The sequence below is a fragment of the Anaerovibrio lipolyticus genome (assembly GCF_021531495.1).
Lineage (GTDB): Bacteria > Bacillota > Negativicutes > Selenomonadales > Selenomonadaceae > Anaerovibrio.
Genome location: NZ_JADYTY010000020.1, coordinates 1 through 16,974, shown reverse-complemented (window position 1 = coordinate 16,974; position 16,974 = coordinate 1). Strand labels below are relative to the sequence as shown.

14 protein-coding genes are annotated in these 16,974 nt (G+C 41.2%); all 14 read left to right on the top strand.

Annotated features, from left to right (window positions below):
- Position 1 precedes the first annotated feature (1 nt).
- The 14 genes from I6E26_RS07745 (at position 2) to I6E26_RS07685 (ending at position 16,946) form a co-directional block, all read left to right on the top strand.
- Positions 2-931: a hypothetical protein gene (locus I6E26_RS07745; protein WP_235321280.1), complete on the top strand. Its 930-nt coding sequence runs from the start codon at positions 2-4 to the stop codon at positions 929-931.
- Position 932: 1 nt separating this feature from the next.
- The gene (locus tag I6E26_RS07740) at positions 933-2,501 is read left to right on the top strand and encodes a glycosyltransferase family 39 protein (protein ID WP_235321279.1); all 1,569 of its coding nucleotides are present in this window, start codon (positions 933-935) and stop codon (positions 2,499-2,501) included.
- A 6-nt stretch (positions 2,502-2,507) separates the two neighbouring features.
- Positions 2,508-3,305: a sugar phosphate isomerase/epimerase family protein gene (locus I6E26_RS07735; RefSeq protein WP_235321278.1), complete on the top strand. Its 798-nt coding sequence runs from the start codon at positions 2,508-2,510 to the stop codon at positions 3,303-3,305.
- A gap of 1 nt (position 3,306) precedes the next feature.
- Positions 3,307-4,116, top strand: a complete 810-nt coding sequence (locus tag I6E26_RS07730) for a glycosyltransferase family 2 protein (protein ID WP_235321277.1) — start codon at positions 3,307-3,309, stop codon at positions 4,114-4,116.
- On the top strand, positions 4,113-4,484 hold the full coding sequence (locus I6E26_RS07725; protein WP_235321276.1) for an SMR family transporter: 372 nt from the start codon (positions 4,113-4,115) through the stop codon (positions 4,482-4,484). Before I6E26_RS07730 ends, I6E26_RS07725 begins: the two co-directional genes overlap by 4 nt.
- A gap of 325 nt (positions 4,485-4,809) precedes the next feature.
- On the top strand, positions 4,810-5,811 hold the full coding sequence (locus tag I6E26_RS07720) for a type II toxin-antitoxin system antitoxin SocA domain-containing protein (RefSeq protein WP_235321275.1): 1,002 nt from the start codon (positions 4,810-4,812) through the stop codon (positions 5,809-5,811).
- 134 nt (positions 5,812-5,945) lie between these two features.
- The gene (locus I6E26_RS11240; protein WP_268824850.1) at positions 5,946-6,074 is read left to right on the top strand and encodes a hypothetical protein; all 129 of its coding nucleotides are present in this window, start codon (positions 5,946-5,948) and stop codon (positions 6,072-6,074) included.
- A 58-nt stretch (positions 6,075-6,132) separates the two neighbouring features.
- On the top strand, positions 6,133-8,304 hold the full coding sequence (locus tag I6E26_RS07715) for a PAS domain-containing hybrid sensor histidine kinase/response regulator (protein ID WP_235321274.1): 2,172 nt from the start codon (positions 6,133-6,135) through the stop codon (positions 8,302-8,304).
- A gap of 30 nt (positions 8,305-8,334) precedes the next feature.
- Positions 8,335-10,794: an ATP-binding response regulator gene (locus I6E26_RS07710; protein ID WP_235321273.1), complete on the top strand. Its 2,460-nt coding sequence runs from the start codon at positions 8,335-8,337 to the stop codon at positions 10,792-10,794.
- A 105-nt stretch (positions 10,795-10,899) separates the two neighbouring features.
- On the top strand, positions 10,900-11,169 hold the full coding sequence (locus I6E26_RS07705; RefSeq protein WP_235321272.1) for an ACT domain-containing protein: 270 nt from the start codon (positions 10,900-10,902) through the stop codon (positions 11,167-11,169).
- Between the two features lie 93 nt (positions 11,170-11,262).
- Positions 11,263-12,624 carry a PFL family protein gene (locus tag I6E26_RS07700; RefSeq protein ID WP_235321271.1) on the top strand — a complete coding sequence of 454 codons (1,362 nt, stop codon included), beginning with the start codon at positions 11,263-11,265 and terminating at the stop codon, positions 12,622-12,624.
- Between the two features lie 119 nt (positions 12,625-12,743).
- Positions 12,744-13,376 (top strand): endonuclease III, encoded by a 633-nt coding sequence (gene nth / locus I6E26_RS07695; protein WP_235321270.1) that lies wholly within the window; start codon positions 12,744-12,746, stop codon positions 13,374-13,376.
- A 73-nt stretch (positions 13,377-13,449) separates the two neighbouring features.
- Complete coding sequence (locus I6E26_RS07690) at positions 13,450-13,908, top strand: N-acetyltransferase (RefSeq protein WP_235321269.1); 459 nt, start codon at positions 13,450-13,452, stop codon at positions 13,906-13,908.
- A gap of 1,283 nt (positions 13,909-15,191) precedes the next feature.
- Positions 15,192-16,946 (top strand): flagellin N-terminal helical domain-containing protein, encoded by a 1,755-nt coding sequence (locus I6E26_RS07685; RefSeq protein WP_235321268.1) that lies wholly within the window; start codon positions 15,192-15,194, stop codon positions 16,944-16,946.
- The last annotated feature ends 28 nt before the right edge of the window (positions 16,947-16,974 follow it).

The window sequence follows — 16,974 nt, the reverse complement described above, 5'->3', positions numbered from 1 at the left end:
CATGAAAATATTAGTTGGATCTACTGGATTTGTGGGCGGAAATATATTAGCAGTAGAGAATTTTGACGGAGCATACCATAGAGCGGATATTCAAACAGCATATGGAAGCAAGCCAGATCTGCTGGTCTATGCAGGGGTTCCTGCGGTAAAATTTATTGCCAATAAAAATCCGCAGGCAGATATGGATTATATTTATGAAGCTCAAAAAAACATTAGCAAAATTGCTCCTAAACAAATAGTGCTAATATCTACAATTGATGTATTGAAGAATCCCGTGTTTGTGGATGAGGATGCCGTAGTGAATACAGAAGGACTGCCGGCTTATGGGTTGAATCGCTATAAACTGGAGTTGTGGGTTCGTGAGCATTATCCAGAGGCACTTATAGTACGTTTGCCAGGTCTATTTGGTATGAATCTGAAGAAAAATTTTATATATGATATATTGCATCCAATTCCATCAATGCTTGCGGCGGATAAATTTATTAGATTTGCGAAGCAAGAGCCTTTACTAAAAAAACATTATTTGCTTCAGGAAAATGGTTTTTATCAATTAAGACAAAGTGTTAATAATGTTGCCATGAAAGAATTGTACCATAGCTTTCAGCGCTTAAAATTCTTTGCTACACAATTTACGGATAGTAGAAATGAATATCAATTCTATCCACTGCAAAGATTATGGCAAGATATAAATGCAGCATTACAATCTGGCGTAAAGTTATTACATCTTGCCACTGAACCCCTGTCAGCAGCGGAAATTTATAGCTATGTGGAGGGTAAGGAGTTTACAAATCATTGCATAAATACACCTATGGCATATGATTATTATACGAAATATGCAGAATTACTTGGTGGTTCTGGACATTATATTATGAAAAGAAAAGATGTATTGTATGAAATAAAAAAATATATAGACGAGGAGCGGGAAAAATAAAGTGAGCTTTGCTAGATATGAATTTATAATTAAAAAGATGGCTGTAATAATGCTTGCACTAGGTATTATATTGCATATAATACCATATTTTGTTGAGCATTCCTTGTTTATAGATGAAGCTATGGTTGCAAGTACCATTATGACAAGGGATTTGGAAAATCTTGTTTTAATTCAAATGGATTATGGTCAAAGTGCACCTATTGGATATTTATATATAGTAAAGCTTTGCACATTGGTTTTTGGTGTTTCTAAGGTATCTTTACGTATATGGTCATTGATTTGTTTATTTGGCACATGTGGCCTTATGTATTATATTTTAGACAAACTATACCATGTTAGAAGGGCTGCTTATTTTACAGCCATTTTCTCCCTTCTGCCTTTTTATATATCCTATTCATCCCAGGTAAAACAGTATACGTCTGAGTGTATGTTCGTGTTAGCTGTGGTGATTTTATTTTGGTATTACTTTCATGCACGAATTTCTTTATGGTGCTTGTGTATAATTTGCAGCATTGTAATATGGTTCTCTTTTGTACCAGTATTTTTTATAGTAGGAGGAATGCTGCTAGTTGTTAAAGATATATTTAAGAATAAGAGCTTTCTAAATTTTATGCCATGCTTACTGCCAGCATTTAGCTTTGCAGTGTATTACTTTTTTTGGCTTACGGGCACAGAAAGTAATGCAGGTGCGAAAGGATTTTGGGATTTATTGGCCTTCCCGCTAATTCCTTCCTCCTTGGACGATATAGTATTGATATTAAAAATGGTTAAACAGAGTATAGGTCCACAACTGAAGCATATGTGTGTATTATACATATTGGCGGCTGGTTATACATTATATTCATGGAGAAAAGACAGGGATCATAAAGTGTCATTTTATATTTTGGGATTGGTAATATTGTTAGTTGCATCTGCCATGGGGTATTATCCAATTGTAGCTAGATTGATGTCATTTTTCGCTGTGCTGGTTTTGATTTTGGCTGCTGTTTCCTTGGATGAATATTGGCATAGGCTAGAATTAAAATGGCAATATTCTAGGAAAAAATTAGCTGTACTAATGAGTTTAGCAACTATTTTGTTGGTACTGCCTCTTGGTTATACTGTCAAAGAAATGGTGCGAGGTAATTTGATTTTTTGGCATGAAACTGAGATAGTTCAAAATTTGGCTTATTTAGAAAAAAATAAAAAGCCTAGTGACATGATATATGTTTATTGGGGCGCTCAACCATCGTATTTTTTTGAAAAAGGATTCCCTTATGGGGGACCGAATAATTGGGAAATGGCGAAGATTGGTACAATCACAGATGAATATATTTGGGGTAAAAAATTGAATGAATTTTATTACCGCAAACCTTATTCCTATGATGGTCATCCTAGAGAGGATAATATTCAACATGATATAGAAAATATCAAAAGGTATGATTCTGTTTATTTATTTACCTCACATATGAATGGAGAAAAGGATGTATATTGGCAATTGTTCTTAAATGAATTGAAGGCCTATGGGGATATTGAAATTGTTAGTGTGGATCACGATACTTATCTGTATCATTTTCAGCGAAGGGTGTGATATGTAATGAAATTAGCTATATCCAATCTTGCTTGGCCTGCGGAGCAAGAGAAAACTATATTGGCATTGATGAAACAATATGGCTATACAGGCTTAGAAATTGCACCAGGCAAAGTGATTCCGGTAGATCCTTATGGAAATATAAATGAGGCAAAAAAATGGGCAAATATGATGGGAAGGGATAGGCAGCTTAGTATAATCTCTTTACAATCTATTTGGTATGGCAGACAGGAAATGCTATTTGGTGATTTAGCAGAAAGAAACTTTCTGCTTAACTATACTATGAAGGCTATAGATTTTGCAAATGCTGTAGGAGCAAAGAATCTTGTTTTTGGCTGTCCTAAAAACAGGAATATTCCTAAAAATGCTGATTTAAATAATGCTCATAGTCTTGCAGTGGATTTTTTCCGTCAACTAGGAGATTACGCATTGGATAGGGAAGTTGTAATAGGGATGGAAGCAAACCCTGCTATATATGGGACTAATTTTCTTAATACTACACAGGATGCATTGAAATTTATTAAGCAAGTGGATTCTGAGGGAGTTAAATTGAATTTTGATGTAGGTACATTGTTGGCTAATAATGAAGGGTTAGATGTGCTGGCAGATAATATAGAGATGATATCCCATGTACATATTAGCGAGCCTGGATTGAAGATGATAGAAAAAAGAAAGTTGCATAATGAGTTAGCAGAAATTTTGGAAAAAAATGGGTATAACAAATATGTGTCAATTGAAATGGTAAATATAAGCAATGCAGAGTTGAAGCAATGCATGGAATATGTTAGGAGTGTATTTTGCTAATATGAAGATATATGACAAAGCAAATGGCGTACCTAAATTTTCTGCAGAAGAATACTATCCCAAAAAACATAACTATGTATTGCTGATACCAATTATTAATGAAGGTCAACGTATTGTTAAGGAATTGGAGCGGGCTTCTGTCGCTGGCGTGCAGGATTTGGTCGATATTGTTATATGTGATGGTGGTTCAACAGACGGTTCAACAGAAAGTGAAAGGCTAAAAAATTTGCATGTAAATACATTGCTGGTGAAGCAGGATGCAGGTAAGCAGGGAGCACAGCTTCGTATGGGCATGCATTGGGCAATTGCTCGTGGTTATCAGGGGATATTGACAATTGATGGTAACAACAAGGATAGTATTGAGGATGTATATAAATTCATTGAAAAATTGGAAAGCGGTTATGATTTTATTCAGGGATCACGATTTATTAAAGGTGGTTGTGCCATTAATACGCCTAAGATAAGATATTTTGCAGTAAGATTATTGCATGCACCGTTGATTTCCTTAACAGCAGGCAAATGGTTTACTGACACTACGAATGCTTTTAGGGGATATTCAGTTCGTTATTTGACTGATGCAAGAGTTGCACCTTTTAGAGATATATTTCTGGGATATGAGCTTTTGGCATATCTATCTGTTAGAGCTAGCCAGCTTGGTTATAAATCATGCGAGGTGCCTGTTACAAGAAAATATCCCAATGCAGGAAAAGTGCCAACAAAAATTAGTTTTTTAGGTGGGAATACCAATCTGTTGAAAATTTTGTTTGCAAACCTTTTTGGAAGGTATAATCCTGATGAGGTGAAAAAATGAGTTCTATAAATGTAGTCCTTATTTTGGGAGGAGTGGCTCTTAATACTGTTGCGCAGCTATGTTTGAAGCAGGGAATGCAGTCTGTAGGGGGGATAAGTCTAGATGTATCTGGTATAATTGCAATGCTGGAAAATGTATATGCAAATCTGTATATCTTGGGAGGTATGACCTGCTATGTATTAAGTTTTGTTGTTTGGTTGGTTGTATTGTCTAGAGTAGAGGTTAGTGTTGCATATCCTATGCTTAGTGCAGGATATATAGTAACAGCATTTGCTGGATGGTATTTTTGGGGTGAAGCACTTACAATGAACAAGTTTTTAGGAATAGGCTTGATTTGTTTTGGTGTATTATTTATGTTTAAAAATTAATATTGTCGCATTAAAGACATAGAAAAATCCGCCTAAAGTCTCTAACCTAGGTGGATTTTCTTTTTGAGTATTTATTTACGTTGTGTAGTAACCGTCTCTCGGCGGTAGCAGGAAGTATCTGTAAAATGATTACTGTTAATGTGATGGCATATTGACATAATCCTATCATAGATTTATAATGATGATAGGATTATGTCAAAAAAGTATCATCTATTGGGATAGGGGATTGATATATTGGATATAACGCAAAGTGATATTGATATATATCTTGCAGAAGTAAAATTAAATACTATTTTAAATAGGGATTTAATGGGGAGGTATTACTATGGAGAACAAAGGAAGAGTTGATTTTTGCACTGCCTGCAGAAAAGAGACGAACTTTACTTTACAAAAGAGAAATATAAATAAAAGAATTAAAGATAAGGAGTATACATTTTACATTACGGTTGCTATATGTGATGAATGTGGCGAAGAAATGAGTATTTCAGGGTTAATTGATAGAAATATTCAGGAGGTTGATACGCAATATAGGGACTATGAAAATATTGTATCGATTGATGATATTGAGCGGCTTATGAAAATTTATAAAATAGGCAAGGCTCCTCTGTCCCTTGCTCTTGGTTTTGGAGAGGTTACCATTACTAGATACCTTTCTGGTCAGATACCTTCTAAGGAGTATTCTGTTATTATGAAAAAGGCATTATCTTCTCCAGCCTTTATGAAGCAGAAGCTGAATGAAAATAAAGATAAGCTGTCTCCTGCTGCCTATAATAAGGCTTGGAATGCAGCAACACAACTGGAAATGCTCTTTTCTGTTTCCAATAAGATGCTGAGGGTTATTTCCTATGTATTTGAAAAGCTGGAGGAAGTAACACCATTAATGCTTCAAAAATTACTTTACTTTATTCAGGGGGAATCCTATGCATTAAATGGCAAGCCCATGTTCAGTGAAAATTGTCAGGCATGGGTTCATGGACCGGTATATCCAGAGGTATATGATCTGTTTAGAGATTTTAAATATAATCCTATTGATGACGCGCGGTTTGCAATTTTGGAAGGTACAGAAGATGAACTTAGCCATGAAGAACGCATGGTTGTAGATTTGGTTGTTAATACCTTTGGTGAGTATAGCGGGAAAATGCTGGAGCGAATTACCCATGAAGAAGAACCATGGAAATTAGCCAGAAAAGGATATGCAGACTATATTCCGTCTAATGAACCCATTCTCATGGAAAGCATTGGGGCGTATTATGTTAAAAAAAATGTAGAATATGATTTTTCTGCTGAAAAAGGCATAAAAAAATACATAAAGGATATTTTATATTAAACCAATGGGAGAAAGTTGTTCACTGCGGACAACTTTTTTCTATTTTGTGGATATTTGATTTTTCCAGAGTTGTGGCAGGATTTTTTTTGTTTGCGTAGAAATTAAGTAGTAGTGTACCAGATATTTGTCTGAGAATGTTGAAATATGGTCAGAATAAGCTTAATATTAGAGAAAGAGAAAGAGAAAGAGAAAGTATGGGGCAAATGGCTGTAGAGGCCTTTGGCCAGCGCTTGGCTAAGGGAGATAAATTCGGGGTAAGTTGAATGCTGCTGATAGTATAGGTATATGGGTAGTATAAGGCGAATGGAGCGTTGAAGGGATATGGAAAAGCCTGTAGATTCTGAAAAAAATAAGGAAAATGCCATTGGTATAGAGGGGGTTCCTTTAGAGTTAATCAGGAATGTGCCTGGGGGCTTTTATATATGTCAAAACTCCCGGGAAAAGGGGTTTCCCTTGGTGTATATGAGTCAGCGGTTTTTGGATATTCTGGGCTGGACTAAAAGGGAAATAGCGGAAAGATTTAGCAATAAATATATCAGGTTGATTTATCCAAAGGATTGGCGCAGAGGCATTCGCTATAAGTCAGATGGGGATGAGGCCTATCATCTGCAAGGAGATAATGTTTTTCGGATGCTGGGTAAGGATGGATACCACTGGGTATCCGGTACGGCTAAGGAAGTGGAAATGAATGGCCACAAGTATATTGTGGGGAATATTTTTGATATTAACAATGATGTACAGCGGGAGGAAAAGCTAAAAAGGGATTTGCAGGCCAGAGAGGCAGAGCTTCAGAAGGCTAATGCCAAGCTGGCTCAGGTGATGATGGATCAGGAGGCACAATTGGAAGAGGTGCGTGCTCTTAATGATGAATTGGAAGCCAAACAGCGGAAGATTGATGAGCAGGCCTATGAACAGGAAATGAGAGATGTGCGGGAGCTGACTCATGCTGCCCGCTGGACAGCTAAGTTTAATGACCAGCAGGAAATTGTAGAAACCTGGGCCTCAGATGAATTACGGCATATTCTAGGCTATGGCGATGAGGATGAATTTTTCAATACTATGGAGTTTATAGACGAAAGTATTCATCCAGAGGATTTGCCTGCTGTGCGAAAGGCTTTTGCCACAGCCATAGCGGGAGAAAGGGATAGCCTCTTTGATTGCCAATATCGTGTTAAGCATAAAAATGGCACATATATCTGGGTGCGGGGAGCTGCCAAATTCCGTCGGGATATTACTGGGGCAGCTCGCTCCTGTATCGGTATTTTTGTAGATATTAATGATTACATGATGGCAGAAAAAAAGCATCAGCAGGAGCTGGAAACAGCTTGGCAGAAGGCAGAGCTGGCTAATAAGGCTAAAACGGAGTTTCTCCACGGCATGAGTCATGATATGCGGACACCTCTTAATGGCATTATGGGGTTGATTAAAATCAATGAAGCTCATCATCATGATGAAGAATTGGTGCGAAAAAACTGCAAAAAGATGGAGATTGCCGCTAAACATCTGCTTTCCCTGATTGATGATGTGCTGCAGACCAGCCGGCTGGAATCTGGCAAGTTAGAAATAGGTCATGAGTTGGTGGATATGGGCAATATTATCAATGAAGTGGCCAGCATTATCGAGGATAGGGCTAGGGAATTTGGTATAAAATTATCTCAGGAGGTGCCGGAGCTTACCTGTCCATATGTTTATAGCAGCCAGCTTTATCTGCGCCAGATTTTGTTGAATATTTACGGTAATTGTATTAGATATAATCATTTGGGAGGAAGTATTTCTACCAGTATCAAAAGCTGGATTGAGGGCGGTAATAAGGTCGTTTATCAATGGGATATACGGGATACCGGCATAGGCATGAGTCAGGAGTTTATCCAGCATATTTTTGAACCTTTCTCCCAGGAAAAGAAGGGAGCTAGAACTACCTATCAGGGGACTGGTCTAGGTATGTCCATTGTGAAAAAGCTTTTGGAGCAAATGGGTGGAAATATTGCTGTTACCAGCCAGGAGGGCAAAGGCTCAAACTTTTTGATTACCCTGCCTTTGGAAATTGCTCCGACACCTCAGTTGGAGGTAGAAAAGGTTGAGGAATGCTATGATATTCAGGGTATAAGGATATTGCTGGCTGAGGACAATGCCTTGAATGCAGAAATAGCTAAGACCTTGCTGGAGGATGCGGGGGCTGTGCTTACAGTGGTGGCAGATGGTCGGCAGGCTGTGGAGTCCTTTGTGGCTGCTCCTGAGAGCTTTGATGTAATTATTCTGGATTTGATGATGCCTGTTATGGGTGGTCTAGCAGCAGCCAAGAAAATCCGCGGATTGGATTCTTCTATAGCCAAAGATATACCTATAGTGGCTATGACAGCCAATGCTTTCAAGGAGGATGTGCAACAATGTTTGGAGGCAGGGATGAATGCCCATGTGGCTAAGCCTTTGGATATGGCCAAGCTAAGGCAGGTATTGTGTCAACTGGTGCGGAGTGATGGAGATGCAGAATAGAGATGGTATTAGGATAAGGAGGATGGAGCTATGAGCAAGCTGGTCAGGGAAAAGCAGGATGCTGAACAGTTTATCAGGCAGATAGCTCCTGAATATTTAGGGGTATATGTGGTTGATAGGGAGACAGATGAATTTCGGGAAATATTGGCTCCGGAATATTTTCGTTTGAATGCGGAAGAAAATGGAAGATGTTTCTCTAAGGCTATGGAGGATTATATCGCTTCTATGGTTGCCTTACGCTACCATAATATGGTGGAGCAGGTGCTGGACTATGATAGGGTATACATTCAGCTTAAGGCTGGCATGGATGTGGAGGTTTACTATCGCAGGCTGGATGATGTTCCTATTAAGCTGCAGATAAAGCCATACTCTGACAAGAAGGAGGAGCAGAATCTCTCTCTCTGGATTTTTATTAATGACGATACCGGTGGTGCGCAGATGAAGCGGTTCCAACGGGATAAGCTGATTATGGACAAGCTGTGTTATGATTTTACAGCGGTTTATTATATTGATTTAAATACGGGCAGCTTTACTGCCTTGAAGCTGGGGAAAAATACCAATGCAGAGAACTTGCAGATGGAAGAGGAGGTTGAGCTGGAAAACTTTGATTTGTATGCAAGGCAATATGGAGAGAAATATATTGCTCCTGAGGACAGACAGGAGTTTTTGGCATGGTTCAACTGTAAGAGTCTTAAGGAAAAATTGCTGGGGAGAGAGGTTATTACCTATCATTATCGGTCTTTGCCTAATCAATCTGGTAAGAAATTCTTTGATACCCAGGTAATGAAGGTTCATGTGGATGATGAGGAGTTCAAGGTATTTATGAGTTTCCGTCATGTGGATGATATTTTGGAGCCAGAGGTTTCCACTCAGGAAAAGCTGCAGAGAGCCTTGGCGGAGCTGGAACTGAATAACGAGATTATCTCCACTATTGGCAAAAGTTATGATGCAATTTTTCGCATAGATTTGCAGGCTGATTACTTCGAGGAAATATCTACTACAGATGGGATTCACAAGCTGACAGGCCGGGAGGGCTGTGCTTCTGAAAGACTGCATCTGTTGTGCCGCAGAATGGTATCAGAGCCATATCAGGAATTGACAGAGGAATTTTGCAATCTGAGGAAGCTGGGGGATAAGCTGGCTCATGAGGATACATTGATAACAGAGTATCAGCTGAAAAGCGGTAATTGGCAGAAGTTACGGTTTATTGTAAAGAAACGTAATGCCAAGGGGCAGGTTACTAATGTGCTGTGCTGTCTGAGAAATATTAGTGAAACCAAGCGGTTGGAGGAAAATCTTCGCTACAAGGAGGCAGTGGCTAAAAGAGAATCGGAGGCAAAAAATAGATTCCTGTCCAATATGAGCCATGATATACGCACCCCGCTAAACGGGGTTATTGGCATGGTGGATTTGGCAAGCCGTTATCCAGATAATCTGGAGATACAGGATAAATGCCGTCAGCGGAGCAGGGAAGCCTTGAAGTATCTTTTGTCTTTGCTGAATGATGTGCTGGATATGAACAAGCTGGAAAATCAGGAGTATATGCCTCAGAATATAACCTTTGATATAGCGGAGTTTTTGGATGGAATCAATAAGGATGCGGAGGCCAAGGCTAGGGAAAATGGGGTTAATTTCGTCGTTGAATGGGGGAAGAATGTTATTCGCCATAGATTCCTGGAGGGAAATCCTGTATATGCCGGGCGGATTTTGGCTAATATAATTGATAATGCCATTAAATTTACTCCCTCTGGCCGTAGTGTCCATGTCTGGTTTAAGGAGGAAAGCGGTCATTGGAATAATGTGGTTTATGCCTTTTATTGCCGGGATTACGGCATAGGCATGAGTGAGGATTTTTTGTCTCAGGCCTTTGAGATGTTTACTCAGGAGGCAAAATCAGACCATACCAAATATGCAGGCAGCGGGCTTGGCCTGTCCATTGCTAAAAAGCTGGCGGATAAGCTGCGAGGTACTATTGAGCTTATCAGTAACAAGGGTGAGGGTACTGAGGCGGTTATCAGGATACCTTTCAAAATAGGCAATCAGGTCCAGTTGGATTATTATGGGGATTATCAAGAGATATCTCTGGCAGGGAAACGGATTTTGTCTGTGGATGATAATGAACTGAACAGGGATGTGGCCAAATTCCTGCTGGAGGATAATGGTATCAAGGTGGAGGAGGCTGAGAACGGTCAAGAGGCTGTGGATAAGTTCTGGGCCTCAAAGATAGGGTATTATGATGCTATCCTTATGGATATTATGATGCCGGGGCTTAATGGCTGGGAGGCAACGGAAAAAATAAGGGCCATGAAGCGCTGGGATGCGGAAAGGGTGTCCATTATTGCTCTGTCAGCCAATTCCTTTGCTGATGATATTGTCAGCAGTAAGTTGGCGGGGATGGATATGCATCTGTCTAAGCCTTTGGATGAAAAAAAGCTGTTAGAAACCATTAAGCAGTGCCTCAGTAAGCATATGAATGACAAAAAGTTGTAAACCTGTAATGTACTTTTGTAAAAAAATGTGTAAATTGTGGGTTATTTATGATATAATGTGAAAACATCGGACTTTATTTGCATTTATGATGGGAGAGATATTAGCATGAAATTGGTTGTTACAACTGTTGGCAAGGATAGAGTTGGTATTATTGCTATGGTTAGCAATATTTTGGCAGAGAATGATATCAATATTCTTAGTGTAAATCAGAATATCATGGATGGTTTTTTCAATATGATTATGATGGCAGAGACTGTAGGCAAGGATGTTAATCTGCCAGAGCTGCAGAAGCTGCTGAGAGCCAAGGGCCAGGAGCAGGAGCTGGAAATCAAGGTACAGAATCAGGAAATTTTCAATATTATGCATAATATCTAATTTCCGAAAATAGCCGCAGATGGTATATTGCAGGGGCTGTTCTGGACAGGAATTGTCTGTTGCAATATATGGATTCATGATGGAGGACTTTTTGTGATTACAATAGATAATATTTTAGAAACCAATCGCATGATTACAGAGAACAAGCTGGATGTCCGTACTATTACTATGGGTATTTCTCTCCGTGATTGTGCTCACCCTAATATTGAAAATTTTTGTCGCAATGTCTATGACAAGATTACCAAATCTGCAGAGTTTTTGGTAAAAACTGGTGAGGATATTGAGGCTCAATACGGTATCCCCATCATTCACAAGCGTATTTCTGTTACGCCAATTGCTATCGCTGCTGAGGCCTGCAAGACTGATTCCTATGTACCAGTGGCAGAGACTCTGGACAAGGCTGCCAAGGAGGTTGGCGTAAACTTTATTGGTGGTTTTTCTGCATTGGTGGAGAAGGGCTTTACCAATGGGGATAAGATTCTGATTAATTCCATTCCACAGGCTTTGGCTACTACTGATGTGGTTTGCTCCTCTGTTAATCTGGGTTCTACTAAGGCTGGTATTAACATGGACTGCGTGCGTCAGATGGGTGAAATCATTAAGAGAACTGCAGAGCTGACTCGTGATCAGGATGCTCTGGGCTGTGCCAAGCTGGTAGTATTTGCTAATGCTCCTGGGGATAATCCTTTTATGGCTGGTGCTTTCCACGGTGTTAGCGAGGCAGAAAAGGTGGTTAGCGTAGGCGTTAGCGGTCCTGGTGTGGTAAAGCACGCTCTGGAGGATTTGAAGGGTGCTGACTTTACAGAGGTGGCTGAAACCATTAAGAAAACTGCTTTCAAGATTACCCGTGTAGGTCAGCTGGTGGCTAGAGAGGCTTCCCGTCGTCTGGGCGTACCTTTTGGCATTATTGATTTGTCTTTGGCTCCTACTCCTGCTGTTGGTGACTCTGTTGCCAATGTTCTGGAGGAAATGGGCTTGGAGCGCTGTGGTGCACCAGGTACTACTGCTGCTTTGGCTCTCTTGAATGATGCTGTTAAGAAGGGCGGTTTGATGGCTTCCTCCCACGTAGGTGGTTTGAGTGGTGCCTTTATTCCTGTCAGCGAGGATCAGGGTATGATTGAAGCTATTGAGTGCGGTTCTCTTTCCATTGAAAAGCTGGAAGCTATGACCTGCGTATGCTCCGTAGGCCTGGATATGATTGCTGTGGAGGGAGATACTACTGCAGCTACTATTTCCGGTATTATTGCTGATGAGGCTGCTATTGGTATGATTAACAACAAGACCACTGCTGTCCGCGTTATCCCTGTACCTGGCAAAAAGGTGGGAGATAGTGTTGAGTTTGGTGGCTTGCTTGGTCGCTGCCCAATTGTCAAGGTTCGCAACAATTGGAGCTCCGAGGCATTTATTGCCAGAGGCGGTAGAATCCCTGCTCCAATCCGTAGCTTGACCAACTGATGAAAGTAGGTTTTGTGGTCTTGGTCTGAGTAGGCAGGAGATGCCCTCAGACTGAAAAATTATCTAGTATATGGGCCGGGGAAGTAGAAATTGCTTCCCCGGTTTTGGGTATATGGCTTATGCGTGTAACAAATAAAATCAAAGCAGAGCAAATAGCTATTCTGGGGCAGGTGTATAAGGATACCAAGCCAGCCCTGAGATTTGGTAATCCATTTGAGTTGCTGGTTGCAGTAATTCTTTCTGCTCAATGTACAGATGTAAGGGTGAATATTACCACAGAGAGATTGTTTGCCAAGGCACCTACGCCTCAGGCTATTATTGATATGGGGCTGGAGGCTTTGGAGGTAGAAATCAAGGATTGTGGTCTTTTTCGCAATAAGGCCAAGAATATTATGGCTACCTGTAGGATTCTGGTTAGTGAGTACCAGGGGCAGGTGCCAGAGGATTTTGAGGCTTTGCTGAAACTGCCGGGGGTTGGCCGTAAAACCGCCAATGTGGTAAGCAGTATTGCCTTTAATCGACCTGCTATTGCGGTGGATACCCATGTGTTCCGAGTTGCTAATAGACTGAAGCTGGCTGTGGGGGAAACTCCTTTGGAGGTGGAAAAGGGCCTGATGAAGGTGATTCCCCGGGAGCTGTGGAGTCAGGCTCATCACTGGCTTATCTGGCATGGCCGCAGGGTTTGCAAGGCGCGAAAGCCCTTGTGTGACCAATGCCCTTTGGTGGAGGTCTGCCCTAGTGCCGGCTTGTAGGTAATAGACCAGCTGGGCTGTAATGGCTTGGGGATATTGTAGGGAAATTTTTCTTGTTGAGGTGAATAGTATCATGCTTTACCGTAAAGCACGTTTTAGTGATACAGAAACAATATATAATCTTATTGCCGTTTATGCCAAGAATGGTGAAATGCTGGCTCGCTCCCGCAACACCCTTTATGAGAATCTGCGGGATTTTGTGGTGGCTGAAGATGAGGATGGCGAGGTTGTAGGTGTAGGTGGTCTGCATATAACCTGGGATTCCCTGGCAGAAATCTGTGCTATGGCAGTGGCGCCTGAGGCTGTCCGTCAGGGCATTGGCACCGGCATTGTTAAGATGCTGATGGAGGAAGGGAAGGCTCTGGGGGTAAAAACCTATTTTACCTTGACCTATAAGCCAAAATTCTTTGCTTCTTTGGGCTTTGAGGTGGTGGATAAGGATAGACTGCCTTATAAAATCTGGAAGGATTGTATTGATTGTCCCAAATTTCCAGATTGTGATGAAATTGCTATGATTTTGAAAAAGCATTGATTTGCAGAGTTAGATATTTCTCCCTAGAGTTGTAAATATAATTCGGTATGTCAAAGTTTTTCGAGATACAGCCTGCGGTCATAACGACTTTTGCTCTGTCCGACTTAATGGCCCTACTTGGAGATTTATCCTTACGCATTAATGCCGCTTGTCGCTGAGCCAATTCACAGAGGCCGTAGTGATAGAGAGTGCCACCGGGGCCACTTTTGCTGCGCAAAAGCAGGAGTCTCCCGACGCAAAAGTGTCATGCCCCTCCGGCTGTTGCCGAATCATCAAGACTTATCGATACTGTCAATCCCAATAATTCTGTTATCTTCGTAGAAAATAGGTCGTTCCAAATTGTGCCAAAGCAGGAAGATACAATGAATACACTAATGAGCGGTACTCCCATATCGCCATTAATAGGGGATAGTTTTGCACATCAATATAGCGCCAGCGTGCCTGTAAGGGTATATGCCATGCCTACGAGAAGTGTATAGATAATTGATGTATTCGTCAAATCAGAATTTATTGCATATTGTTGAGGTTTGTAGTAAAATAAATATAAAGAAAGTGCTACCGATAGACGGTTAGCCCTCAAAGTTAAGTAGAAAATGACCGCTCAAGATTGGGAACTGGGGCGGTTATTTTCTTTTGTTGATATCCTTGCCAAGTTGGTAGCCAAAAGCTATACAGGCGATAGTAACTCCCAAGAGAGTCAAAAAAATGCCAATCATAGGATAACTACTGTTGGCGAATCATCGAGAATTATCGCTGTATTTATAAAAATTGGATGTATCGAGAAAAATAAAATATAAACAATAAGAAAAACTAAATATCTACAGAATTTGTGAAAAAAAGGGGCGTATTCGGCTTGTAAGGCGGATATGCCCTTATTTTTGTGCCAAGAATAAGGCTGTTGTAGGCAGGTGTTAGAGGCGGGCTGTGAGGAAGTATGAGGATAGGGGAATTGGTGGGGGTAGATGATTTGCAGATCGGTTGCAATAATTAGGAAACTATTAAGTGCCATGAGCGAGGCTGGCATATGGGGCCAGAGAGGCCCTAGAACCCCCATGTAGCCACAGGAATGAAATTTGGCCTAAAAACTTACGAATATACTTGATTTTTTCAACTTCTATATTAAAATATAGTCACCGAGGATGGAGTAGAGAAAATCCCTGTACCAGACAATTTTTCCGCGGAGGCTGGGACAGGATTTTTCCTGAAAAATCCTACCTATATGGGAGAGATAGCAAGGATGCAATCTCTCTTTAGATGTTTTTTAAATCAAGGAGGAATTTACTATGGCTATGGTCGTAAAGAACAACATGACCGCAATTAACACTCTCAACACTTTGAACAAGAACTCCAGCGCCCTGTCCAAGAGCCTGCAGAAGGTTTCTTCCGGCATGAAGATTAACAGCGCTGCTGATGATGCTTCCGGCTACGCAATTTCTGAGCGTATGCGTGTGCAGATCCGTTCCCTGGATCAGGCAAATCAGAACACCCAGAATGGCAGCTCCATGATGAAGGTTGCTGAGGGTGCTGTAAGCTCCACCGTTGAGATTCTCAAGACCTTGAAGGAAAAGGCTGTAAACGCAGCCAACGATTCCAACACCGATTCTGACCGTCAGACCATCCAGAAGGAACTGGATCAGTCCATCGACCAGATTAACGATAACGCAAATGTAACCTTCAACGGCAAGTATTTGGTTGACGGTTCCAAGAATACTATTGGTAATGCTACCTACACTGCATTATCTAACCAGAGCCTGAAAGAAGGTACTACTGGTGATACTGCACTGACTGATTTGGCTTCCCGCAGTGGTGATAGCCTCGAAATCCATTCTACTGATAAAGTGACTGTATCTTATGTACAGGCTGGTAAGACTCATACCACTACTTTCCAGGTAGGCTATAAGGATGGTAATACTGACAAGATTCATACCCTGCAGGATATCTTCAATGCTGCTGAAGATATTGATAAGACCAACGATATTTTTGCAAATCAGGCAAATGATAGTGTACTAGCAGCTCAGGGTATCAAGGGTACTGCTGCAGATACTGTCAAGGGTAGTGTTAAAACTGCAATGGAGCATAAGACTGCAGAGGCGGAAGCCTTCAAGGCAAGTGAAGACGAAGCAGCTCAGAAGAGTGTTACTAAGGCAAGTATCCAGACATTAATAGATGCATATAATGCTGCTGGTGCTAATAGCGCCAAGCAGATTACGGTAAAGGCAGATGATTATGGTAGCGTAACAGAGTTTACCGAGGCATTAAAGGCTGATACTTCCTATACTGGCGCTAACGCTGGTACTGAGTTAACTGCTATTCAGAACGAGGTTGCTAAGATGACTAAGTCTGGTGCTTGGAAGACTGCTAATACTAATTATACTGCAGCTGATAGGACTGCATTGCAGTCTAAACTCCTGACTGGTAAGACTGTAGGCTTGGCTGCTTCCAATGATACTGTTGATACTGCCTCTGGCAAGGATGCTATCACCGTTACCGCTAATACTGCTGGTATCGGTGGTCAGATTTCTGGCTTCAATATCAGCATCAGCGATTCCAAGGGCAATGTAAAGAAGTCTGCTAATGCAGCTTTGGATGCCTTTGAGGAAACTATCCGTGCTCAGAACAAGTCTGATGACAATGCTATCAGCCTGCAGGTTGGTGCTAAGGCTAACCAGTCCATTAAGGTAGGCCTCACTGATATGCGTGCTGAGGCTCTTGGCCTCCAGGGTGCAGATGGCACTAAGCTGAATATCTCCACTCAGACCAAGGCAAATGCTGCTATTAACGTTCTGGATAATGCTATTCAGAAGGCTCTGGATCAGCAGACTACCATTGGTTCTGTTGAGTCCCGTCTGGAGTACACCTCCATCAATCTGACCACTGCATCCGAGAATGTACAGGCATCTGAGTCCACCATTCGCGATGCTGATATGGCCAAGGAAATGACCAACTACACCAAGAATAATGTTCTGCTGCAGGCCGCTCAGTCCATGTTGGCACAGGCTAACCAGTCCAGCTCCAACGTACTGTCCCTGCTCCAGTAAGAGCATAGCTAGGATAGCTGGTTGATGG